Below are 24,351 nucleotides of genomic sequence, written 5' to 3'. Positions count from 1 at the left end.
TAATTATATTAATATAATTAATTGGTGTTTAAAGAATAGAGTAGAAAAGTAATATTAGCTAAATGGTGTTATGTTTTTTGTAAGAAATACGTAGTTATACTTAGAGACTGTAAGGTTTTTGAGACAGAATATATTAATGGAAAAGAGAAAAACTTTTTGGAGAAATAATTTTTTTTAGAAAAACATCTTGCATTTGAATAATTCTAAGTGGTAAATTGTTTTACATGGACGTTCATAGAATTTTCACAGGTAGCAAAAGAGGGGAGAAATGAGAATTTATGAATAAAAATAGATGGTTAATTGCATTATCTGCAATCGCTATTCACCTTTCAATCGGTGGAGCCTATGCATACAGTGTATACAAGCTACCGATTGTCACAGAAATGGGATGGAGTGAAACAAAGGTAACGATTGCCTTTACCATTATGATGGGATTAGCTGGTTTCTCAGCTGCATTATTTGGTAGTTTAGTAGAAAAAATGGGACCACGTAAATCGGCGATGGTAGCAGCTGTCTTATTTGGAGCAGGACAAGCTGGTGCTGGTGTAGCCATTTCAATGGATTCTGTTGTTATGTATTGGTTAACATATGGTGTTCTTAGTGGATTAGGAATGGGGATTGGCTATATTGCACCTGTATCAACACTTGTAAAATGGTTCCCAGACCGTCGTGGTCTAGCAACAGGTATGGCCGTACTTGGTTTTGGATCGGGTGCACTTATTACAGCACCAGTCGCAGCCAACTTAATGGAGGCAGTTGGCATTTCTACAACATACTTTATTCTAGGGGCAAGTTACTTCACGTTAATGATTTTAGGGGCTTCATATATAGCACCACCTAAGCCAGGTTATATGCCTGCTAATATGAAAGCAGCTGCCAATAATGGTAAGGACGTAGTTAAGAAAGATTTAGCTGTTATGTCAGCACGAGAAGCTGTTAAAACAAAGCACTTCTGGATGCTTTGGTCCATGCATTTAGTTAATGTAACAGCAGGGATTATGATGATTTCTGTTGCTTCACCAATGGCACAGGAAATTGTCGGTCTATCAGTAGCAGGTGCTGCCGCAATGGTAGGAATTATGGGGTTATTTAATGGTGGTGGTCGTTTAATCTGGGCCGCTGTGTCTGATTATATCGGTCGTTCTAACGTTTTCGTTATTTTCTTTACTGCACAGCTAATCACATTTATCGTTTTACCACATACAACTAACGTAATTATTTTCCAAGCACTTATCTTCTTAGTTGTTAGTTGCTATGGTGGTGGGTTCTCAAATCTACCTGCATTTGCAAGTGATTTATTTGGCACAAAGCAACTTGGTGTGATTCATGGTTATTTATTAACAACGTGGTCATTGGGTGGAGTTTTTGGACCATTGTTAGTAAGTGCAATCAAAAATGCGTATGGAAGCTATATTCCTGTATTCTATGTATTCGCAGGTTTAATCGCAGCTTCGTTGATTATTTCCTTAACGTTACGTGCAGATGTACGTAAGCAAACAGCTTTAAAAGCAGCGCAAAATGTTGGAGATGTATCTGCTACACAATAATATGAACTTTCAATTTACTATATAGGTGTCATTTCGTGGATGGCACTTATATAGTTATTTTTTTTGAAGTGTTTGTTATATAACAATTGTAATTTCTTTGTTTAATGTATAACAGCACATGTCTGATGTCAATAACATTACTGGAAATAAAGTGATTTCGTAATTAAAAGAGAAATTTTGTAACGAAATTCATGATGAGGAACAAACTATTAAAAATTGAATCTTTTCTCAAAGAACAACGTATATAAAGTAATTAGGGAGGGATCAATCATGGGGAAATTTTCTTTAGATGAATTTGTTCATAAAACACAGCAGGACGATAATGAGAATGATTATTTTGAATTGGAAACTGAACGTGTATTAGAGGTTAATCTAAACGGTGAAGTGTGGTCAAAAATGGGCGCTATGATTTCTTATACAGGTGATATTAAATTTGAACGTGAGCGCGTCTTGGAGCATGGTTTTGGAAAAATGTTTAAAAAGGCTTTAACGGGTGAAGGTACGCAATTGATGAAAGCTAGCGGAAAGGGCAGACTCTATTTAGCGGACCAAGGAAAGAAAGTAACTGTTTTTGATTTGAAAAACGACAGTATTTGTGTCAATGGCAATGATTTACTTGCCTTTGAGCCTAGCATCGAATGGGATATACGTTTGATGCGTAAAATGGCTGGCATCATGTCAGGTGGTTTATTTAATGTAACCCTTCAAGGAACAGGGAAGGTTGCGATTACAACTCATTTTGAACCACTGACATTATTAGTGAAACCAGGTGAAACAGTATATACTGATCCGCATGCTACTGTCGCATGGTCAGGCAACTTAACACCTGAATTTAAAACAGATATTAGCTTCCGTACATTTATCGGCCGAGGCAGTGGAGAATCCATCCAGATGGCGTTTTCTGGTGAGGGCTTTGTTATTATCCAACCATTTGAAGAAGTTTATATGTCTAGTGAAAGCTAAAAAAGCGTGTCCGTTGTTCCACGGACACGCTTTTTCTCCTATTATAATGCCGCATGCATTCCTGCAATACGTCCCGTTACTAGGGCTGAAGTGATGTTATAGCCGCCTGTATAGCCATGAATATCAAGAATTTCTCCACAAAAGAACAGTCCCTCTTTTTTCTTTGAGGCCATTGTTTTTGGCTCGATTTCTTTTACAGAGACACCGCCACCTGTTACAAATGCCTTATCAAGTGACTGTGTGCCACTCACTGTTAACGTGAAGTTTACTAGTAAACGTGCTAGCTGACGAATTTTCTCTTGGGATAATTCAGCGCCTGTCAATTGAACATCAATGTGTGATCGCTCACATAAGAACAAGAGCCATCTTTCAGGTGCTATGCCTTTCCAAACATTTTTCACAGCCTTTTTCGGATCTTCTTTTATTAATTTATTTAAATATTGTAGACATGTTTCTTCATTATAATGTACCAGTGTTTGAATACGCATTGTCACGGGCTCATAGCCTGTTTTCATTAATTCTTTCACAACGAATTGACTACAACGCAAAATAGCAGGACCACTTAAACCAAAATGGGTAAAGAGCATATCCATTTGATGGGTGACGAGTGTCTTACCTTTTTTATTGAGCACGGAGACAGCAACATCACGCAATGCTAGTCCTTGTAGCTCACGTGCTTGAATAAAATCTTCTTTTGAAATAACAGGGACTTCTGTTGGGAATAAGGTTGTGATTGTATGACCCGCACGTTCAGCCCAAGGATAGCCATCACCTGTTGAGCCTGTTTGTGGAACCGCCTTGCCCCCAACGGCTACAACGACTGCTTGACTACGGACTTCGGTGCCGTCAGCAAGACGTACACCCAAAATTTTATCTTCATCCATTAGAAGCTTACTGACAGCTGTGTGTAAACGAACTTCAATATGAAGACGTTGTAGCTGTCTAATCAGCGCATCAACGACATCTTGTGCGCGATTGGATACAGGGAACATTCTACCGTGGTCCTCTTCCTTTAGGGCGACACCAAGCCCTTCAAAAAATGCAATTATATCTTCATTATTATAAACGGTAAATGGACTATAGAGAAAACGGCCATTACCGGGTATATGTTTCACAATTTCTTCAATAGGCAAACGATTTGTAACATTACAGCGTCCTCCGCCAGAAATGGCCAATTTCTTGCCTAGTTTTGTGCCTTTTTCTAACAATAACACCTTCTTTTTGCGCTCTCCAGCAGCAATCGCCGCCATTAAACCAGATGGGCCACCACCAATCACGATTACATCATACATAGTTAGAAACTCACTTTCTGTTCAAATTAGGAATCTTTCCTATTATACATGAAGTCTATATAGAGAGGGACTTTCTTTGACATTGAAAATAATAGAAAAGTGTTTTATAATTCTTTATCTCTTCTTTTGGGATGAAGAGCTTATACAGTAGAATGAAACACAATATTCTTTGTTATACAATTGGATGAATGAAAGTTTTCCTTTATTAGCATTGTCAGCATGAAATGAATGTCTTTTCGTGCTATTATGGTAAAGGTTATGCACTAAATTATGAGGTGAAAAATAGAATGTGCGGATTTATAGGTTATATTAATGGAACAAATGTGATTGATCATCATCAGACGATAGAAAATATGATGAATACAATTATTCACCGCGGACCTGATAGCGGCGGTATTCATAGTGACGATAAAGTAACGTTAGGTTTCCGTCGATTAAGTATTATTGACTTATCAGACGTAGCGAATCAACCATTATATAGTGAAGACGGCAATATCGTGCTTGTATTTAATGGAGAGATTTTTAACTTCCAAGAGCTGCGTGCAGATTTAATTGAAAAAGGTCATACGTTTAAAACGCAGTCAGATAGTGAAGTCATTATTTATGGCTATGTAGAATATGGCGTAGATTTTGTGAAGAAACTGCGTGGGATGTTTGCCTTCTGTATTTGGGATAAAAAGAATGATTTACAGTTCATTGCGCGCGATGGCTTTGGAATCAAACCATTGTATTACTCTGAGCATACAACAGACGGTACGTTTATTTTTGGCTCTGAGATTAAATCGTTTTTACCACACCCATCATTTATTAAAGAGTTAAATAAACAGGCACTTCGCCCCTATTTAACATTCCAGTATTCATCTATGGATGAAACATTCTTTAAAGGTGTCTTTAAATTACCACCAGCACACTATATGCTGATTCAAAATGGACAAAAGCAAATCGTTCAATATTGGGATAAAAAATTCCATGCAAAAGAAGCACCAATCGAAAAATATATTGAAGAAATTCGTTCAACTGTTAAAGAATCTGTAGAGGCTCATCAAATCAGTGATGTAAAAGTTGGTTCATTCTTATCGGGTGGTATTGACTCTAGTTATATTACGTCTTTATTACGCCCAGATAAATCCTTCTCAGTCGGGTTTGCGGACTATGAAGATATGTTTAATGAGACAAATCTTGCAAAAGATTTATCAGATACGTTGAATATTCAAAATGAACGTAGATACATTACCGCAGATGAGTGCTTTGAAGCGCTACCTAAAATTCAATGGCATATGGATGAACCACAATCCAATCCATCTTCAGTGCCACTTTACTTCCTTTCGGAGCTTGCTTCAAAAGATGTAACGGTTGTCTTATCAGGTGAAGGTGCTGATGAAATTTTTGGTGGGTATGCTTGGTATCAAAACTCAGGAAGAATGCAAAAATACGAAAAATTACCATTAGGTCTTCGTAAAACATTACGTGGAATGGCAGAAGCCCTACCGAAAAATCAATACACGAATTTCCTTATTAAAGGTGCTCAAACAGTAGAAGAGCGTTTTATTGGGGAAGCGGTAGTTTGGGATGAAGTGGATGCTATTAATGTTTTAAAGCCAGCTTATAAAAATGCCCCATCTGTAAAATCGATTACAAAACGTATTTATGATGAAGTACCTGGCGATGATGATGTGACAAAAATGCAGTATCTAGATCTAAATCTTTGGATGCCTGGTGATATTTTATTAAAGGCAGATAAAATGAGTATGGCACACTCAATTGAATTACGTGTACCATTTTTAGATAAAGAAGTAATGGAGTTAGCGAAAAATATTCCTTCAAGATACCGTGTGAATGATATCGATACAAAATATGTTCTACGTCAAGCTGCGCATCAGGAATTGCCAGAAGAATGGGCAAAGCGTCCGAAACTCGGATTCCCAGTGCCAATTCGCCACTGGTTACGTGAAGAAAAGTATTACAGTATGGTAAAAGAAATGTTTACAACTGACTTTGCAAATGAATTTTTTGATACAAAACAATTAGTTGGCTATCTAGATGAGCACTACGAAGGGAAAGCAAATCGCGGTCGTTATATTTGGACAGTTTATGTATTCCTAGTATGGTACAAAAAGTTCTTTGTGGACATGGTATAAGAAATACCTAATCGGTGGGGATGTTCAATTCCTCACCGATTATTTTAAGGCCTTTTTTCATCAAGTTTCTTTATGAATGAACTTTTTGGTGTTTTTATGCGTCTCATTTCCTATAAATATGTTAAGATTACAGTTGGTTTACTTTATTGCTTTTAGAGTGACAGCGCTTGCATATCGTTTGTTTTAAAACGAAAAAGTTTTATAAGTATGCTTTGAAGTGTTACGATAATAATATTGATTTTACAATGAATGGATGGGTATGATGTCCAATTTAATGAAAGGTACTGCGATATTAACAATGGGGATGTTTTTATCGAAGGTACTCGGATTAATTTATATTTTTCCGTTTTATGCAATTGTTGGCGAGAAGAACATTGCGCTTTACCAATATGCATATATTCCCTATTCAATTATGCTGGCAATCGCCATTTCAGGTGCGCCAATAGCCGTCTCTAAATTTGTATCCAAATATAACGCAATGGGAGATTATCAATCGGGGCGCAAGCTGATGAAATCTGGCATTCTTATTATGATGATGACTGGCTTTGCAGCATTTATTGCCCTCTTTCTACTTGCTACGCCAATTGCAGGGCTAGTTATTAAGAGTGAGGAACAGGTCTTTACAGTTGAACAAATTGCTTCAGTAATACGATGGGTTAGTTTTGCCTTAATCGTAGTGCCATTTATGAGTCTATGGCGGGGCTTCTTCCAAGGCTACGACAAAATGGAGCCAACTGCCGTTTCACAATTGGTGGAACAAATTGTGCGGATTGTTGTGTTACTTGGTGGGTCGTTCCTAGTGGTGATTGTGTTTAAAGGAAAACCAGAGACAGCCATCTCCTTTGCTGTGTTTGCTGCATTTATCGGGGCAATCGGTGGATTAGGTGTTCTTTATTATTACTGGAAAAAATATCAGCCTGAATTTAACTTATTACGTAGCCAAAGTGTGACTTCCACACAGCTACCAATGTCCAATATTTATAAAGAAGTGATTACCTATTCCATCCCAATGGTGTTTGTAGGGGTGGCGAATCCGTTGTTCCAATTAGTCGACATGCTTACGTTTAATGGAGCGATGACGTCCATTGGTTTAGCAAAAGTAACAGATACTTATTTATCGATGATTAACTTTATGACACATAAAGTTGTTATCATCCCTGTTATGCTAGCGACTGGATTTTCGATGGCGCTTGTACCAACAATTACAAAATATTTTACACAGGGGGAGTATTTAGCGCTCCGCCATGCAATGGATAAAACCTATCAAATTTTAATCTTTATTACATTGCCAGCTGTGGTTGGTATTTCTCTATTAGCCAATGAAATTTATTTTATGCTTTATTCAGAAAGCGAAATGGGAGCAACCATTTTATCGCATTATGCACCTGTTGCGATTTTATTTGCGTTATTCCAAGTCACAGCAGCCTTACTTCAAGGAATTGATTTTCAAAAGTGGATTGTTTTTAGCTTATTATCTGGAATTTTCGTAAAGCTAGCATTAAATATTCCTTTAATTCGCTGGTTAGAGGCTGATGGTGCTATAGTAGCTACAGCTATTGGCTACAGTGTTTCGATTATCATTAATATGCTTGTGTTACGAAAAACGTTGAATTATCGATCAGAAATGGTTGTGCGTCGTGTCATGCTAATTGCTTTATTGACAATGGCGATGGCCATTAGCGTGCTGATTGTGCATAAATTATTGGAATTACTAATGGGACCAGTTGATAGTAAATTCTCAGCATTACTATTCTCAATTATTTGTGCGGCTGTTGGTGCGGCTGTTTATGGCTTTTTATCATTACGCCTAGGTTTAGCCCAAAAGCTATTAGGTGAACGATTAACCCGTATTATGAGTAAACTGGGATTGAAATAGGAGTGGAACGATGCGTTTAGATAAATTACTAGCAAATATGGGGTACGGCTCTCGTAAGGAAGTAAAGCAGCTATTAAAGCAAAAAGCAGTCACAGTAGATGGTGATTATGTCAAGGATGCAGCTTTACACGTAGACCCAGAAAAGCAAATTGTATCAGTGTTTGGAGAGCGCGTTGTTTATACAGAATTTGTTTATTTTATAATGAATAAACCGCCTGGTGTTATTTCTGCCACTGAAGATTTAAGAGATGAAACAGTCATTGATTTATTAGAGCCATTACACCAGCATTTTCAACCGTTTCCTGTTGGTCGATTAGATAAAGACACAGAAGGATTGCTCTTATTAACAAACGATGGTCAATTAGCTCATAATTTATTGTCTCCCAAAAAGCATGTGCCAAAAGTTTATTACGCACAGATTGAAGGCGTTGTGACAGAAGAAGATGCCGAGAAATTTGCAAATGGTGTTGAGCTAGATGATGGCTATGTTACAAAGCCTGGAAAGCTTGTGATCTTAAAGTCTGCACAGCAATCTGAAATAGAGCTAACGATTCAAGAAGGCAAGTTTCATCAGGTAAAGCGAATGTTTGAGGCTGTAGGAAAACGTGTAACATATTTAAAGCGTATTTCCATGGGAAGCCTGAAATTAGATGAAAATCTAGCGTTAGGTGAATATCGTGAGCTCACTGCTGAAGAGCTAAACGGTCTACAAAACAATCATTAAACATATTATTCCTCGATGCATCACATAGCATCGGGGATTTTTATATACAGTAATATGACTGTAACTGTATAATATGAAATGAGTTATTGTGATATAGTCATAGAATGTATCATATTTTGAAATATTCCCCAAAAGACGATGGTATAAAATAAGTAGAGGACAATTAAATGAAGAACCTGCGTATTAAATTATTACTATCTCTAATAGCATTTGCAGTCATACTTGTTGCTGTTATTTCATATGTGAACCGACAAATACTGGTAACAGAGATAGAAAAGCAAGTGAGCATGAATAAAATATTAATTGAAAATCATATTTTGACAGATATGCAAACTGTCGATGATGCCCATTTTTATTTTGATAATAATATTTCAGACAAAATGGAACAGGAGCTTAGACAGCTAAAAAACTATTACCATGAAAACCCTAATGTAGCTACTTGGGATTTGCAGCAAATGAAAAAGAAACATGGTATGGATATTTACATAGTGGATCAATCAAATACAGTAGTTTACACAACTTTTGCCAAAGATATTGGCTTGGATTTCTCGCTTTGCTGTCAACGTTTTTCTGCTTTATTAGATGAACGGCGCGCTAGTGGCGAATTTTTTACAGATGGACTCGATATTTCAACATCAACAGGTGAATATCGAAAATTTGGCTATCTGGCAACACATGATAAGAAATATTTGCTTGAGTTAGGTATAGACCTACTAAATGATCCTGTCTTCCAAACCTTTAATTTTGAGAAAACTGCACAGTACTTAATAGGTAAGTATATTGATTTAGTGGATGTGCAAGCTATTAATGCAGGTGGCGTTTTCTTTAATGATTCGAGATCGATGAGAATCACTGTACAGGAGCAATCTAAGAAATTTCAAAAATACTTCGAGCTAGCTAAGAAAACAATGGAGCCAGTTGAGTATGAAAAGGCATTAGACAATGGTTATATAGAAACACATCGTTTTCTGCCCTATGAAGCAGAGACAGTGAGAGGGGAGTCGTCCAAAAGAATTGTCTATGTGAAATTTATCAATTTCACTAAAATGGAAGCTCTCCAAAAAAATACAAAGCAATTTTGGATCTTACTGTCTATTGCTCTACTAACATCCTTTATTATGCTATTAGTTATTAATAAAATTTTATCTAAAACAATACACCTAGCTACCTTCGATCCACTAACTGGTGTCTACAACCGTGCTACATATATTAGGAAAATTGATAATTTATTAAGAAAAAGAAAAATGAATGTGCCAGGTTTATTGTTAATTGATTTAGATAACTTTAAACAAGTAAACGATCAATTTGGTCATGTAGAAGGAGATCATATCCTCATTGAAACAGCGAAAATTTTAAAGCATGTTGTGAAACAAAGTGGCTTTGTTGTACGCTTCGGTGGGGATGAATTTGCCATTGTTTTATACGATACAACAGCGGAACAGATGCAGCACATAGCAGAGGACATTTTGACTCAAATAAGGTCAGTTAGATATGATGGCCAAGCTAGCGAGAAATGGTCTGTGTTGTCTGTGAGCATGGGCGGAGCCATTTATAATCATGCTGAGGATACAGAAATGAGCTTATTTGAACGTGCCGATAAAGCGCTTTATCAATCAAAAAATGCTGGTAAGGATCAATATTCTAGTTTTGCAGAGGTCGCTGCTGACGAGGATTATATTAGTTAAAAAACGCCCCATTCTATCGATAGCATAGTTAGCTATTCTGATAGCAATGGGGCGTTTATTAATGAGCAGCTATTTTTGTTCTATAAAAGATACAACTACATAAAACAAGAACAGCGATGACTGGAAACATAGCGTTCATATAATGAGTCAAGAGCCAACCGCCTATTATTGGGCCAATAAAGCCACCTAAATTTTTAAATTGTGCAGCACCTAAATAGGTTGCCTTTTGAGTATCTGGCGCAATTTCATCAATCATAACATTCATTGTAGGGAAGGCAAAGATTTCACCTATGGTAAAAATAATCATGGCAATGATATAGAGCGTATAATTATTGGAGAATCCAAACATACATAATCCAATAGCAAAGAACAGTACACCTACTAATAATGTTGCTGTAGATGAAAAGCGCTCTGATACTATACTAATAGGTAATTGTAGTAATAACACAACTGCTGCATTGAGAGAGATTAATAACGAATAAAGTTTCGCACCTTCATCAATTTTTAATTCGATAATTTGTGGTAGCGTTGAGTCAAATTGCGAGTAACCAATATTGATTAAAATGGCACCCAAAATGAAGCTAAGCAGCACACGATTTGTCAAAAGAATCGTGAATGTACTGAGTATTTTTGTTTGTGTAACCGCTTTGGGTTGCTGCATTTGATAGCGATTTAACACAAAAAATAAAAAGACTGCGTAAATAATATACATCATCCCTGTCAGCATAAAAGGGATACTTGGACTGGATAGCTGTGAGATATACACGCCAATAATTGGACCAATAACTGCTGCAATATTAATGGCTGTATAACGTAAGGAAAATAGTCTTTTTCGTTTATCGGCAGGTGTAAAATCAATCATCAATGCCTGTGTGGAAGGTTCAAAAAATGATCGACAAAGTCCATTCAAAGCATTGAATAGAATAAAAAGCCAAACAGCATGAACTGTTGCGAAGCCAAAGAACACAAGACTCCAAACGATAATTGTTAATAGAATAACGCTTTTTCTACCAAAGCGATCTGTTAAATAACCCCCGAAAAATCCACCTACTGTGGAAATGAGCGGCGCGATACCAATTGTCAATCCAATTTGTAAGGGAGAGGCTTGAATTTCATTATGTAAATAAATAGCTAAAAAAGGCATTGCCATAAAGCTTGCAATACGTGTAAAAATTGTTCCACCTAAAATAATCCAAACTAATGGATGAAACAACTTTGACAAAGTCATATAAAATCCTCCTCTCAACATTTAGAATGTTTCGAGTTTAACGGATTGTTAAGCAACTGTAAATAGTTAAAATAATCTTGAAAGAGCACAGAGCAGATAATGGCGCGCAGATTTATGTTGCTATGCTAAGATGTGAAGCTTAGATTGAAGGGTAAAGGAGCAATGTAAATAATCGTTTTATATAGATGAATGGAAGTAAGATAAAAATCATTGCTTTGCATAGATAGATGACTAAAAAAGTGATGTAAATAATTACTTTACACAGAAAGCAAGCTGGAGAAGTCAGTAAGCAAAGTGGGGAAAAAATCCAAAAATCTTCTAACGACAAAAAAGAATGACCCCGACGAAAGGTCATTCTTTTTCCATACACAATGCTTTACGTACAAAACGTAAAACTAAGACGTTAATTTTACTTTTTTCTTCGTCGTTGTCCATCTGCCTCGACTTGGACTCGTCACCAAATCGTTAAAGGCTAACACGTTCAAATCTCTTTGAACGGTGCGAGGAGTGATACTAAACTCTTCGACTAAATCCTGTGTAGACACGGTTCCTTTGTCTAAAATAAACATGTACACGTCTTTAATACGATTAAGCATTCGATCAGTAGTTGGTTTCATTAAATGAACCACTCCTTCATCTTAATTCTCTTGGCAAAGACTAGCGGACGACAATATGTGCGGAGTGCACTTAGGCTAATAAGTAGCTGCCTTAGACATCCCCTTTTCTAATTTTATAGTCAGAACAATTATTCTGATAACTTTATTATATAGAAAAACTACTTAATTTTCTAGTGAATGCAAGAGAAATTTACAATTAATATATAAAATTTATACTGTATTTTGTGGGAATACGTGAAAAACGTGCTATATATGGTAGTGACAGTAGAAGTTACTGAAAATAGTTGTCAGAAAGCTGATTGTCATATATGTTGTAAGGTGTAGAATAATGTTAATACTTTGAAGGAGGTACATGGTATGGATTGGTTACAAGCTGCAAAAGAAAGGCAAGACGAATTAATACAAGAGTTACAGGAGCTTGTGCAAATAAATAGTGTGCTCGATGAGGATACAATAACTACTGAAGTACCTTTTGGAGATGGTCCACTTCAAGCGCTTGAATGGTTACTAGCAAAAGGTCAAAGTGAAGGCCTGCTCACGAAAAATGTTAATAATTATGCTGGACATATTGAAATGGGAACTGGTGAAGATTTACTTGGTATTCTATGTCATGTTGATGTTGTCCCAATTGGAGAAGAAGCAGATTGGACTTACCCTCCTTTCAGCGGCACAGTAGCTGATGGTAAATTATTTGCACGTGGTGCGATTGACGATAAAGGGCCTACGATTGCGGCATGGATGGCCATGAAACTTGTGAAAGATGCAGGTATTCCGTTAGAAAAAAGAGTACGAATGATTATTGGTACAGACGAAGAAACAGGATTCCGCTGTGTCGACCACTATTTTAAACAGGAGGAAATGCCGACAATTGGTTTTGCACCAGATGCGGATTTCCCGCTCATCAATGCAGAAAAAGGCATTGCAGAGCTTGTGTTCTCTCAAAATAAAGTGGGTGATGCAACGAAAGAACAACTACTACTATTTAATGCAGGAAAGCGCCCAAATATGGTACCTGATTTTGCAAAAGCAATAATTCAGCACGTAACAGCATCATTCGAACAGAATTTTCAAACATTTTTAAGTAAAAATCAGCTAGAAGGCTCTTTATTAATGGAGGAGTCTCGCTATATAATAACTATCAAAGGTAAAGCAGCCCATGCAATGGAACCAGATAAAGGTATCAATGCAGCTGTTTATCTTGCAGCATTTTTACAACAAGAGTTGACGACAGAAGCAAGTAAACAATTTGTCGACTTTATTGCAGATGTTTTTTATCAGGATCATTATGGTAGTCAGCTCGATCTGCAGTTTGAGGATACAATGTCAGGACAAACAACATTAAATCCAGGGATCGTAAGCTATGATGTCCATAAAGGAGGCAGTTTAGTAATTAGTATGCGCTATTCAGTTTCCTATCCATTCGATGAAAAAATAACAGCAGCACAACGCTTAACGGTAGAAAAAGGGTTTTCTCTAGACATACAAGACGACTCCAAGCCACATTATGTCAGCGAAGATGATCCATTCATTCAGACATTAGCAGCTATCTATAGACGTCAAACGGGAGATACAGAAACACCTTTATTATCAACTGGTGGTGGGACGTATGCACGTGTGATGAAAAAAGGCGTGGCATTTGGCATGCTCTTCCCAGGGGAGCCAGATGTAGCGCATCGAGCGGATGAGTTTGTTGTCGTTGAAAACCTTGTAAAAGCAGCGGCAATTTATGCTGAAGCAATTGTTGAACTTGCAGGAAAAAAATAACTCAAAGACGAAAAGGATGAACAAAACATGGCATATTCATTATGGAATGATCAAATTGTTGAAGAAGGATCCATTGCAGTATCACCAGAAGATAGAGGCTATCAATTTGGTGACGGTATTTATGAAGTAATCAAAGTTTATAACGGAAATATGTTTACAGCACAAGAGCATATTGATCGTTTCTATGCAAGCGCCGAAAAAATTCGTCTTGTTATTCCTTATACAAAAGACGTTTTACACAAATTATTACATGAGCTGATTGAAAAAAATAATCTTGATACAGGGCATGTTTATTTCCAAATTACACGTGGTGCCAATTCACGTAATCACGTTTTCCCAGATGCAAGTGTTCCAGCTGTATTAACGGGTAATGTGAAAGCTGGTGAACGTGCATATGAAAACTTTGAAAAAGGGGTTAAGGCTACGTTTGTAGAGGATATTCGTTGGTTGCGCTGTGATATCAAATCTTTAAACTTACTTGGTGCAGTATTAGCAAAACAAGAGGCAGCTGAAAAGGGCTGCTACGAAGCAATTTTACATCGCGGGGATATCGTAACAGAATGTTCATCAGCAAATGTTTATGGGATTAAAGACGGTAAGCTTTATACACACCCAGCAAATAACTTCATTTTAAACGGTATTACTCGTCAGGTCATTTTAAAATGTGCAGAGGAGATTAGTTTACCTGTAGTTGAAGAACCAATGACAAAAGCTGATTTATTAACAATGGATGAAATTATTGTATCTTCTGTATCTTCAGAAGTTACTCCTGTTATTGATGTGGATGGAAACCAAATCGGTACTGGTGTGCCAGGTGAATGGACGCGTAAATTGCAACAAGCTTTTGAGGCGAAATTACCACTTTCTTTGAATTCAAAATAAAAGAACCGTTTAAGAGAACTATCGATAAGGGTAGTTCTCTTTTTTATGGATGTAATGTTTGGTATCGTCATGTAAAATAAAAAGGATAGTAATGAATAATTTTACAGATTGAAATTTGTAGAATAATTGTCGATGTATTGAATACAATGCCTCTTTTCTACCAAAGCAATCTAGATAAAAAGAGAACTATAGATATGGTGAGTAAGAATGGAGTGACCTTTACATGGCACAATTGGTGAAATTACAAGATTACATTTCACGCTATCAAATTGATTTAGCGAGATACCCAACACAATTTGTGCGCTTGAAGAAAAACCAATGGGAGCGCATTAAGCGACAGTGGGAGTTGGGAGAAGATATTAGCGAGTGGCAACATGTCGACAATGAGGTGGAAGCGGAGGCTTACGAGGAAAAAGAACGTTTTACCTTCATAAAAAAATGGTTTGCTGGACGGCAAAAGGAAACAACAGAGGATGTTGAAGAAGTAGAAATATCAAATGAGCTTGTCAGCGATGAGGATATAATTCCTGAAGAAGAAACGACACTCACATTTGAACCTAAAATTGTGTATGCACCACAATCCATCCATGAGTTGAAACGAATGTTTATTGATCAGTTCTTTCATTTTCAAATGAAATGGGCCAGTTCAACATTACGGGAAAAATCATATGTAGATCCTCGCTTCATGCGTGACTCATTGCTCCGTATGCTATTGCAAACATTGCCAGATAATTATCTATTGTTTTATTATCCAATACTACAAATTAGAAAAGCACCTATAGAGCTAGATGTAGTGTTAATGTCGCCGACAGAGTGTATTTGTATTACGGTCTTAGAGGCTGAAAATCAAGCTGTATATGTAGGTGGCAGCGATCGCTTCTGGATTAAAAAAGTAGGGACGAAGGATTCTAAAGTTTTGAATCCAACGATTAACTTAGGGCGGATGGAATCGGTCCTGTCGCAATTATTTAAACAAGAGGATATTGATATGCCCATCCGTAAGGTTGTGCTATCTCGTAATGGGTATTTTGATTATCCTGGTTCACCATTTGGGGTACGCTTTGTTGATCGTCGAAATTACCATGAATGGATAGAGCATTTAAGAAAAGTTTCCTCTCCTATGAAGCATATGCAAATCCGAGCTGCACAGACAATTTTAAATACGGTCCAAACCACCTCCTTTAACCGAGATATATGGCAGCAAGCATCTCAGCCAACAGAGGAATGATGTATGAACGTTCTATTTATTGTCAATGAGGCCGCTGGGAATGGAAAAGGAAAAAAAGTTTGGCTCCAACTTCAAGAGCAACTAACGATTTCCTATCAAGTGGCTTTTACTGAATATGCAGGACATGGACAGGAAATCGCTCAACAATGGGTACACCAGCAACAAGAGAAGAAATTGCTTGTCGTTGTTGGTGGTGATGGCACCATTCATGAAGTAGTTAGTGGTGTTATACATAATAAATACATCATAATTGGTGTAGTTCGTGCTGGCTCTGGTAATGACTTTGCACGTTATTTTCATACCTTTTCCAATGCCCAGCAAATCGAGGATTATGTAAAGACTACCTTGGCTAATGTAAGAATGGATGCAGGGATCGTTCAGATTGATAATCAACGAAAAGAAATATTTGTTAATAATGCTGGCATAGGCTTCGATGCCTTTGTGACAAAATCAATTAACACTTCTCGTCTTAAGTTTTATCTCAATAAGATTGGATTAGGGAAACTTTCGTATGCTGTCGCTGTAATTAGAGGGTTATTTCGCTTTGAACGCTTTGACATAACGATACGTTCAGAGGGACAGGAATGGCAATTTCAGCAGACGTGGTTTGTGGCGATGAGTAATCAACCTTATTTTGGAGGCGGCATGAAAATATCACCTGCCGCAAAAGCAGATGATGGGCAAGTGGATATCACAATTGTACATGGTATTTCTCGTATCAAATTATTACTGGTATTTGTCACTGTGTTTTTTGAAAAACATACAAAATTTAAGGAAGTTACTTTTTTACAAGGGCAGGTCTTTGATCTTATCGTAGCAGATAAGGTTGACTGCCATACGGATGGTAATTATATTGGCATTGTCAATCAAGAGACCAATATCCACTGTACAATACAACAAAATGCTTGGCAGGTTATTGTTAAGGATTCATAAAAATATCATTGTGCAATAATTTCATGCGAATTATAAGGGAATACGTTATACTATAAAAAAATCAATAATTTCACAAGAAAGAAATGAGGAACAACATTGAGATTAAGAAATAAGCCTTGGGCAGAGGAAATGATTACAGATCACCCAGAGGTGATTATTCCAAATCCTGAAGACTTTAAAGGAAATTGGCAGGCTGTTTTCGGCAATGACAACCCTATTCATATTGAAGTAGGGTCTGGAAAAGGACAATTTGTGACCGGTATGGCTTTGCAAAATCCAACAATCAATTATATTGGCATTGAACTTTACGATAGTGTGATTGTTTGTGCACTAGAAAAAGTGCTAGAGGCAAAATCTCCAGCGAATTTACGTTTACTAAAAGTAAATGGCGCAGATTTATATAAATTCTTTGACAAAAACGATGTATCACGTGTATACCTGAATTTCTCAGATCCTTGGCCAAAAACACGACATGCAAAAAGACGTTTAACGCACGGGGATTTTTTGAAATTATATGAGTCGATTTTAGTGGATAATGGGGAAGTCCATTTTAAAACGGATAACCGAGGTCTTTTCGAGTATTCTTTAATCAGTATGTCTGAATATGGGATGTTATTAAAGTATGTATCTCTCGACCTGCATGCAAATATGCCAGAGGATAATGTGATGACAGAATATGAAGAGAAGTTTTCTGCGAAGGGGCAGCCGATTTATCGCTTAGAATCGCAATTTATCACTAAATTGTAGGGGGAATATGGATGGATCAGTTACAGTTTCACAATATGTCATTATCATGGCTAAACGGGGGTGTTACGTGCCTAGATGGTGGTGCGATGTTTGGTGTTGTACCAAAGCCTCTTTGGTCCCGCAAATATCCAGTCAATGAAAAAAACCAAATTGAATTACCAACAGAACCTATCCTTATTCAATTTGGGGGCAAAAACTACCTTATTGATACGGGGGTTGGCTTTAACAAATTAAATGAAAAGCAGCTACGAAACTTTGGTGTAACAGAAGAATCTTCGTTAGCTGATAGCTTACAAGAGTTAGGATTAACGACAGCAGATATTGATGCAGTGTTAATGACGCATTTACATTTTGATCACGCTGGGGGGTTAACGCAGTGGGAAGGGGATGTACTTGTACCAACTTTCCCAAATGCCAAGATTTTTGTAACGAAAATTGAATGGGATGAAATGCGTAACCCCAATATCCGTTCTAAAAATACTTATTGGAAAGAAAATTGGGAGCCAGTTCAGCATTTAGTTGAAACCTACGAAGAGTCATTGGAAGTAGTACCTGGAATCGAAATGCTTCATACTGGTGGTCATAGTGAGGGACATGCTGTCATCAAGCTAACGCAAAATGATGAAGTGTTATTGCATATGGCAGATATTATGCCGACTCATGCTCATCAAAATCCATTATGGGTATTAGCCTATGACGATTATCCAATGACAAGTGTATTTGCAAAAGAGCGACTGATGAAAGAAGCCCTTGCAAATAACTATGGCTTTATTTTCTATCACGATGCTTATTACCGTATGATTCGATGGGATGAGTCAGGCAAAGAGATTGTGGATAAACTAGAGCGTAGTAGACAAGCTGTTATTACATTTTAATCGAGCAAGCAAAGGCGAGGTATTTGGCATATAAAATGTCAATACCTCGCGTTTTTGTTCGTGAACAGGATAGAAAATATGATACACTTAACACGATACTAAAATACAAAAGAGAGTTGAAATAAACATGGCAACTGAACAACCATTTTTACCCGTTTTACTTGGATCAGATATGAATGCATATGGTATGGCACGTGCGTTTTATGAAGCATATGGTATTAAACCACTTGTTTTAGGACGTTCTCATTTAACAGCAACACAAGATAGCCATATCCTACAATTTCAAGAAATAGACCGTTTAAATGAACAAGATGTTTTTGCACCTGCCCTTGCAGAAGTTGCAAAAAAATATGCTGATAAAAAACTATTACTTTTAGCATGTGGGGACGATTATGCCAAGCTGATCATCAAAAATAAGCCAGCATTACAAGAGCATTTTACCGTACCTTATATCGACGAATCGTTGATGGATGAAATTTTATTGAAAGAAAATTTCTATAAAATGTGTGATCAATATAATTTTAAATATCCAGGTACAACAACGGTGACAGCTGACAACTATGAAAACTTTACACCACCATTTGCTTACCCTATCATTTTAAAGGCTTCCAACTCTGTAGAATATTGGGCTTGTAAATTCCCTGGGAAGAAAAAAGTATTTGTTGCACATGATGAAGCGGAAAAAACGGCTATATTAAAAGCTATTTATAGCTCTACTTATCAGGATACAATGATTATTCAAGAATTTATTCCTGGGGACGATTCCTATATGCGTGTGTTAAATGCCTATGTAGGAAAGGATGGAAAAGTGAAGCTGATGTGTCTAGGTAACCCTATTCTAGAAGAACATTCTCCTGAAGGAATCGGAAGTTATGCAGCCATCGTGACAACCTATGATAAAGAATTAATGGATCAAGTACGTTTCTTCCTAGAGGACATTGGCTATACAGGTTTTGCGAATTTTGATATGAAATATGATATTCGAGACAAGCAATATAAACTTTTTGAAATCAATTTACGTAATGGGCGTTCTAGCTATTATGTAACAGCGAGTGGGCATAATTTAATGAAGTATGTTGCGGATGACCATATGTTAAATATCGAGCAAGAAGTCACATATGTGCAGGACAAGCATTTATGGATGATTATTCCTAAAGGGGTATTATTCAAATATGCATCGAATGAAAAGCTCAAACTAGAAGCAAAAAAATTAATTAGTGAGGGTAAATACACAAATTCTCTTTACTTTAACGAGGATATGAATGCGAAGCGTTGGGTGAAACTAACACTCAATAATTTAAATTATTACCGTAAGTATAAAAAGTACTTTAATAATAAAGGTTTATCCGAATAACATAGAGAAGCCATCTTCATTTTATGAGATGGCTTCTTATGTTGTTGAATTAGATATTATGAGTAGCAGAAAAGGCCCTTTAGCAAGGTGAGGGGTTGATTTCCGTTCCGCCAGCGCATTGGAAATCTCTTTTCACCTTTCACAAAAATGTTTTGTTTTTTAACATTATAAGAAGCCATCTTCAATTTATGAGATGGCTTCTATTGTATATACATAATTAAACTTCTGTTAGTTCCACGACAACACCAGAGCGTGCATCGGCAGCAAATTCGAATGTCTGCATCTCACCTTCATGCATACGCGAGATCCCCCCACGATATACTGGGATGGTAATAATACCGTTTGTAAAATCTTCAGTTTTCATAAAAATCCAAGAACCATCAATCGGTGAATCCTTTTTAAATTCTCTTTTTATGTTTTCAAGTACTTGTCCTGCAGGTACGAACGGAGAAACTTTTTCACTAGCTTCTTTAATAATGACTGCGGCAGCTAAGCCAGTTGCGACACCAATTAAAAAATCACGTAATTTCATACTTTTTTCCTCCTTTTTCTATACCTTTATTTTAGCATAGCCTATAGAGTGAATGCACGTTCACAATTATGCGGATTGAGGAAATGTATCAATATTTCGAATTCGGAAATAATTGTGTTACAATAGGCAAGGAAGAATATTCTACTTCGTGGGGAGAGAGTCATCATGAATGAGGAAACATTACAATTATTTAAAACATTAACAGAATTACCAGGCGCTCCGGGTAATGAACACGCAGTACGCGCGTTCATGCGTTCTGAGTTAGAAAAGTACTCGGATGAAATCGTTCAAGATAATTTGGGGGGGATTTTTGGTGTTAAGCACAGTGATGTTACGGATGCACCGAAAATATTAGTTGCTGGTCATATGGATGAGGTAGCATTTATGGTTACTTCTATCACAGATAATGGAATGATCCGTTTTCAAACATTGGGCGGCTGGTGGAACCAGGTTATGCTTGCACAGCGTGTAGAAGTATATACGAAAAATGGGGCAATTCCTGGTGTAGTTTCATCCATCCCACCCCATTTATTAACAGATGCAGAACGAGCGAAGCCAATGGATATAAAAAATATGCTTATCGATGTTGGTGCTGATAATAAAGAAGATGCTATGTCTATGGGTGTTCGTCCTGGACAATCCATCATACCAATTTGTCCATTCACACCAATGGCTAATCCGAAGAAAATTATGGCTAAAGCTTGGGATAACCGCTATGGCTGTGGTCTAGCGATTGAATTAATGAAAGAAGTACAGCACGAAAAATTAGGTTCACATTTATACTCAGGTGCAAATGTAATGGAGGAAGTTGGCTTGCGCGGTGCACAAGTATCAGCAAACATGATTAAACCAGATTTATTCTTTGCACTAGATGCTTCTCCTGCCAATGATATGTCAGGTGAAAAAAGTCAATTTGGACAGCTCGGCAAAGGTACTTTACTTCGTATTTTAGATCGTACAATGGTAACACATCGTGGTATGCGTGAATTCATTTTAGATACGGCCGAATCCAATCATATCCCTTATCAATACTTTGTCTCCCAAGGTGGAACAGATGCTGGTCGAGTGCATACGGCAAACGATGGCGTTCCAAGTGCAGTTATTGGTGTATGCTCACGTTATATTCATACATCAGCATCAATTATTCACATTGATGATTATGCAGCTGCCAAAGCTTTAATTGTTGAATTAGTGAAAAAAGCAGATCGTTCGACATTAGAGTCAATTCACGCTAATGTATAAGAAGCTAGGAAGATGCCTTTTAGAGGCATCTTTTTCTATGGAAAGAAAGTGGGGATTAAATGAAAATAGCAATTGGCACAACCAATAAGGCCAAAACAGAAGCAGTTGAAGTAATTGTTCGCAAATACTTTGAGGATTCTCTCTTTACTCATGTCAAAGCTGCTTCTGAAGTATCAGATCAACCGATAAGTAATGAAGAAACTAGATTAGGGGCAATGAATCGTGCTAAAAACGCCTTGATTTTAACGGATGCAGAATTATCATTTGGCTTAGAAGGTGGCGTAACTGAAATCGATGATGACATGTATGTTTGTAACTGGGGTGCATTAACTGTGTCAGATGGAACAATGTTTACAGCTGCTGGCGCACAAATTATTCTGCCAAAAGAAATTGCCCAGGAAATAAGAACTGGTGGAGAACTTGGACCGATTATGGAGCAATATACAAAGCGTCGAGATATTCGTCAAGGCGCAGGTGCTGTAGGTATTTTTACGCAAGGTTTAGTTAGTAGACAGATGATGTTTGAGCATATTGTCTCGCTTTTAGTTGGTCAATATTTGTTCACATTTTCACAAAAATAGTTAAAAAGAATTAGTGGTGAGAGGATAGTTAGGTTGCATCTTATGATTAATTTTTTTAAAATAGAAAAAAGTTAGTAGTGAAAGGAAGAGAGACATGTTATTTTCATGGCTAAGAGCAATTGGCCTAATGCTTATACTTCTTGTCCTTTCTGGCTGCAATCAATCTATTGATGATCAAATTGCTAATGGGCTCCAATTAACGGAGAAGGTTTTTGCTGAAGAGCCAGAAGAACATACAGTAGAAATTGGGGATATCAAATTATACTTACCTTCAAACTTTAAAATTGAAGACAGTTCAGATGCTTATAATATTGTGATTTCAAAAGGCAAAGAAAGCTACATTCTTTTTATCAATGATCGTGAAGCACAAGACAGTAAACTTTATTATAATCTTTTAAAAGAAAATGAAGCGGACAAAATTATCGAGGAATCGACTTTTGATAAGGATGGTCGTTTTGGCTTCACAGCGGTTCTAAAAACGGACGTAGAAAATGAAATGGAGCTCATTGTTAGTAGTGGTGGTGTGAAGATGACAACCATTTCAAAAGCAAAACAAATTGAAAATAATTTGCGTGAGATGACGAAAATCGTTCATTCGGTTAAGATGAAGTAAATAGAAGGAATGAACAGAACGGTTCACAAATATGTGAGCCGTTTCATTTTGAAGTTAGGATGTGAAAAAGATGAAGCGAATGAAGTCTGAACAACTAGTCGAGCTATTAAAAAAGCAATTAACTGAAGAGAAATATGAATTTCATTTTGATAAAAAGTACGATAAATTACGCTTGAATCATAAGACAATTGAAAAAGGGATGGAGCTCTCCTTACCTGGGATCTTAGCAAAATATAATGACAAGCAAGAGTCAGCGATTGAAGAAGTTGTATATACAATTGAGCAAACCTTTAATGCGATGGTACAAGAAAAAGAACAGGGTTTCCAAACGACTACACAGATTTATCCCGTGATTCGTGCCACTTCTTATCCACAGGCATCGAAAGAAGGGCATGCCTTTATTACAACTGAGCATACAGCTGAAACGCGCGTTTTTTATGCACTCGATTTAGGTAAAACCTATCGCTTTATTGATGAATCCATGCTAGAAGCCTTACAATTAACGGTAGAACAAATTCGAGAAATGGCACGCTTTTCGGTGAAACAACTACCAACCGCCTATAAAAAAGATGAGGTAGCAGGTAATATTTTTTATTTTGTCAATGTGAATGATGGCTATGATGCTAGCCGTATTTTAAATGAGAGCTTTTTAAAAGAAATGCAGGCACAAGTGGAGGGCGATATGACATTATCCGTGCCTCATCAAGATGTATTAATTATAGGTGATATTCGTAATGAAACAGGGTATGATGTATTAGCACAGATGACGATGCATTTCTTTGCAGTTGGTACTGTACCGATTACGTCATTATCTTTTATTTATGAAGATGGAGAACTAGAACCAATCTTTATCTTAGCAAAAAACAGAGTGAAAAAGGAGCAAGAATAACAATGAACGTATTTTACAACAAAGAGCATGTAGGAGATGTCTTACTAGTTCAACTAGCAACGGAGGCTATTGTGAAAACAGAAGTAGAACGTGCTGGTGATATTGCTATTTTAAGGGAAGCTCAAACGGGAGAAATTAAAGCCTTCAATTTATTTAATGCGAGCAGTTACATCCAAACAGATGCTAAAGGCTTAGTAGAAGTGACACCAGAATTAGTAGCACAGCTAGCAGTGGCAATCGAAAAAAATGGAGCTAATATTAATCTTGATGTTGATTTTTCACCAAAATTTGTGGTTGGTTATGTAGAAACAAAGGACAAGCATCCAAATGCTGACAAATTGAGTATCTGTTCAGTCAATGTAGGAGATGAGATACTACAAATTGTATGTGGAGCTCCTAATGTAGAAGCAGGTCAGAAGGTAGTTGTTGCGAAAATTGGTGCCGTAATGCCTTCGGGAATGCTTATTAAAGAAGGAAATTTACGTGGTGTTGAGTCTTACGGCATGCTTTGTTCAGCGCGTGAATTAGCGATTCCTAATGCACCATCTGAAAAAGGAATTTTAGTATTACCAGAGGATGCTATAGTTGGTAGTGCTTTTGAATCACCAACTAAATAAAAATTCCCCTATTTAAAAAAGAAA

General features: G+C 37.0%; 22 protein-coding genes. 18 read left to right on the top strand and 4 right to left on the bottom strand.

Annotated features, from left to right (window positions below; translation table 11 throughout):
• Nucleotides 1-278: 278 nt before the first annotated feature.
• Nucleotides 279-1,547, top strand: a complete 1,269-nt coding sequence (locus C7B89_RS20885) for an L-lactate MFS transporter (protein WP_004226054.1) — start codon at nt 279-281, stop codon at nt 1,545-1,547.
• Nucleotides 1,548-1,817: 270 nt separating this feature from the next.
• Nucleotides 1,818-2,510 carry an AIM24 family protein gene (locus tag C7B89_RS20880; RefSeq protein ID WP_054549925.1) on the top strand — a complete coding sequence of 231 codons (693 nt, stop codon included), beginning with the start codon at nt 1,818-1,820 and terminating at the stop codon, nt 2,508-2,510.
• 41 nt (nt 2,511-2,551) lie between these two features.
• On the opposite strand, the gene C7B89_RS20875 is transcribed toward C7B89_RS20880, so the two are convergent.
• Nucleotides 2,552-3,802 (bottom strand): BaiN/RdsA family NAD(P)/FAD-dependent oxidoreductase, encoded by a 1,251-nt coding sequence (locus C7B89_RS20875; RefSeq protein ID WP_115674514.1) that lies wholly within the window; start codon nt 3,800-3,802, stop codon nt 2,552-2,554.
• A 287-nt stretch (nt 3,803-4,089) separates the two neighbouring features.
• On the opposite strand from C7B89_RS20875, the gene asnB reads away from it, so the two are divergent.
• From asnB to C7B89_RS20855, 4 genes are all read left to right on the top strand, one after another.
• Nucleotides 4,090-5,940: an asparagine synthase (glutamine-hydrolyzing) gene (gene asnB / locus C7B89_RS20870; RefSeq protein WP_048393475.1), complete on the top strand. Its 1,851-nt coding sequence runs from the start codon at nt 4,090-4,092 to the stop codon at nt 5,938-5,940.
• Nucleotides 5,941-6,202: 262 nt separating this feature from the next.
• Nucleotides 6,203-7,816 carry a putative polysaccharide biosynthesis protein gene (locus C7B89_RS20865; protein ID WP_115674513.1) on the top strand — a complete coding sequence of 538 codons (1,614 nt, stop codon included), beginning with the start codon at nt 6,203-6,205 and terminating at the stop codon, nt 7,814-7,816.
• Nucleotides 7,817-7,826: 10 nt separating this feature from the next.
• On the top strand, nt 7,827-8,540 hold the full coding sequence (locus C7B89_RS20860) for a pseudouridine synthase (RefSeq protein ID WP_048393477.1): 714 nt from the start codon (nt 7,827-7,829) through the stop codon (nt 8,538-8,540).
• A gap of 167 nt (nt 8,541-8,707) precedes the next feature.
• A complete protein-coding gene (locus tag C7B89_RS20855; RefSeq protein ID WP_115674512.1) occupies nt 8,708-10,225 on the top strand; it encodes a GGDEF domain-containing protein in 1,518 nt (505 codons plus the stop codon).
• Nucleotides 10,226-10,283: 58 nt separating this feature from the next.
• Here the strand turns inward: C7B89_RS20855 and C7B89_RS20850 are convergent, their stop codons facing one another.
• Complete coding sequence (locus C7B89_RS20850; protein ID WP_004226066.1) at nt 10,284-11,453, bottom strand: MDR family MFS transporter; 1,170 nt, start codon at nt 11,451-11,453, stop codon at nt 10,284-10,286.
• A gap of 395 nt (nt 11,454-11,848) precedes the next feature.
• Nucleotides 11,849-12,070 (bottom strand): DeoR family transcriptional regulator, encoded by a 222-nt coding sequence (locus tag C7B89_RS20845; RefSeq protein WP_004226074.1) that lies wholly within the window; start codon nt 12,068-12,070, stop codon nt 11,849-11,851.
• 357 nt (nt 12,071-12,427) lie between these two features.
• Between C7B89_RS20845 and pepV the strand changes: the two genes are divergently transcribed.
• From pepV to C7B89_RS20810, 7 genes are all read left to right on the top strand, one after another.
• Nucleotides 12,428-13,834 carry a dipeptidase PepV gene (pepV, locus tag C7B89_RS20840; protein ID WP_115674511.1) on the top strand — a complete coding sequence of 469 codons (1,407 nt, stop codon included), beginning with the start codon at nt 12,428-12,430 and terminating at the stop codon, nt 13,832-13,834.
• A 27-nt stretch (nt 13,835-13,861) separates the two neighbouring features.
• Nucleotides 13,862-14,716, top strand: coding sequence for a D-amino-acid transaminase (gene dat, locus C7B89_RS20835; protein WP_103118672.1), 855 nt, complete (start codon nt 13,862-13,864; stop codon nt 14,714-14,716).
• Nucleotides 14,717-14,939: 223 nt separating this feature from the next.
• On the top strand, nt 14,940-15,944 hold the full coding sequence (locus C7B89_RS20830) for a nuclease-related domain-containing protein (protein WP_054549930.1): 1,005 nt from the start codon (nt 14,940-14,942) through the stop codon (nt 15,942-15,944).
• A 3-nt stretch (nt 15,945-15,947) separates the two neighbouring features.
• Nucleotides 15,948-16,877 carry a diacylglycerol/lipid kinase family protein gene (locus tag C7B89_RS20825; RefSeq protein ID WP_103118671.1) on the top strand — a complete coding sequence of 310 codons (930 nt, stop codon included), beginning with the start codon at nt 15,948-15,950 and terminating at the stop codon, nt 16,875-16,877.
• Nucleotides 16,878-16,973: 96 nt separating this feature from the next.
• Nucleotides 16,974-17,624: a tRNA (guanosine(46)-N7)-methyltransferase TrmB gene (trmB, locus tag C7B89_RS20820; RefSeq protein WP_016991781.1), complete on the top strand. Its 651-nt coding sequence runs from the start codon at nt 16,974-16,976 to the stop codon at nt 17,622-17,624.
• 11 nt (nt 17,625-17,635) lie between these two features.
• Nucleotides 17,636-18,499, top strand: coding sequence for a YtnP family quorum-quenching lactonase (locus tag C7B89_RS20815; protein ID WP_048393489.1), 864 nt, complete (start codon nt 17,636-17,638; stop codon nt 18,497-18,499).
• A 127-nt stretch (nt 18,500-18,626) separates the two neighbouring features.
• The gene (locus tag C7B89_RS20810; RefSeq protein ID WP_066037570.1) at nt 18,627-19,853 is read left to right on the top strand and encodes a carboxylate--amine ligase; all 1,227 of its coding nucleotides are present in this window, start codon (nt 18,627-18,629) and stop codon (nt 19,851-19,853) included.
• Between the two features lie 217 nt (nt 19,854-20,070).
• Here C7B89_RS20810 and C7B89_RS20805 read toward each other — a convergent pair whose 3' ends face one another.
• Complete coding sequence (locus C7B89_RS20805; protein WP_004226089.1) at nt 20,071-20,385, bottom strand: hypothetical protein; 315 nt, start codon at nt 20,383-20,385, stop codon at nt 20,071-20,073.
• 165 nt (nt 20,386-20,550) lie between these two features.
• Between C7B89_RS20805 and C7B89_RS20800 the strand changes: the two genes are divergently transcribed.
• The 5 genes from C7B89_RS20800 to ytpR all read left to right on the top strand — a co-directional run bounded on the left by C7B89_RS20800 (nt 20,551) and on the right by ytpR (nt 24,327).
• Nucleotides 20,551-21,627 carry a M42 family metallopeptidase gene (locus tag C7B89_RS20800; RefSeq protein WP_054549933.1) on the top strand — a complete coding sequence of 359 codons (1,077 nt, stop codon included), beginning with the start codon at nt 20,551-20,553 and terminating at the stop codon, nt 21,625-21,627.
• A 59-nt stretch (nt 21,628-21,686) separates the two neighbouring features.
• Nucleotides 21,687-22,208 (top strand): DUF84 family protein, encoded by a 522-nt coding sequence (locus C7B89_RS20795; RefSeq protein WP_054549934.1) that lies wholly within the window; start codon nt 21,687-21,689, stop codon nt 22,206-22,208.
• Between the two features lie 94 nt (nt 22,209-22,302).
• Nucleotides 22,303-22,821, top strand: coding sequence for a hypothetical protein (locus C7B89_RS20790; protein ID WP_115674510.1), 519 nt, complete (start codon nt 22,303-22,305; stop codon nt 22,819-22,821).
• Between the two features lie 70 nt (nt 22,822-22,891).
• On the top strand, nt 22,892-23,710 hold the full coding sequence (locus C7B89_RS20785; RefSeq protein ID WP_112116358.1) for a DUF1444 domain-containing protein: 819 nt from the start codon (nt 22,892-22,894) through the stop codon (nt 23,708-23,710).
• A 2-nt stretch (nt 23,711-23,712) separates the two neighbouring features.
• On the top strand, nt 23,713-24,327 hold the full coding sequence (gene ytpR / locus C7B89_RS20780) for a YtpR family tRNA-binding protein (RefSeq protein ID WP_048393499.1): 615 nt from the start codon (nt 23,713-23,715) through the stop codon (nt 24,325-24,327).
• Nucleotides 24,328-24,351: the final 24 nt, after the last annotated feature.

Origin of the sequence: Lysinibacillus capsici, from assembly GCF_003367505.1 — a bacterium.
Classification (GTDB): Bacteria; Bacillota; Bacilli; order Bacillales_A; family Planococcaceae; genus Lysinibacillus; species Lysinibacillus capsici.
Note: the sequence above shows the minus strand (reverse complement) of the source record. Positions and strands in the feature narration are given on the sequence as shown.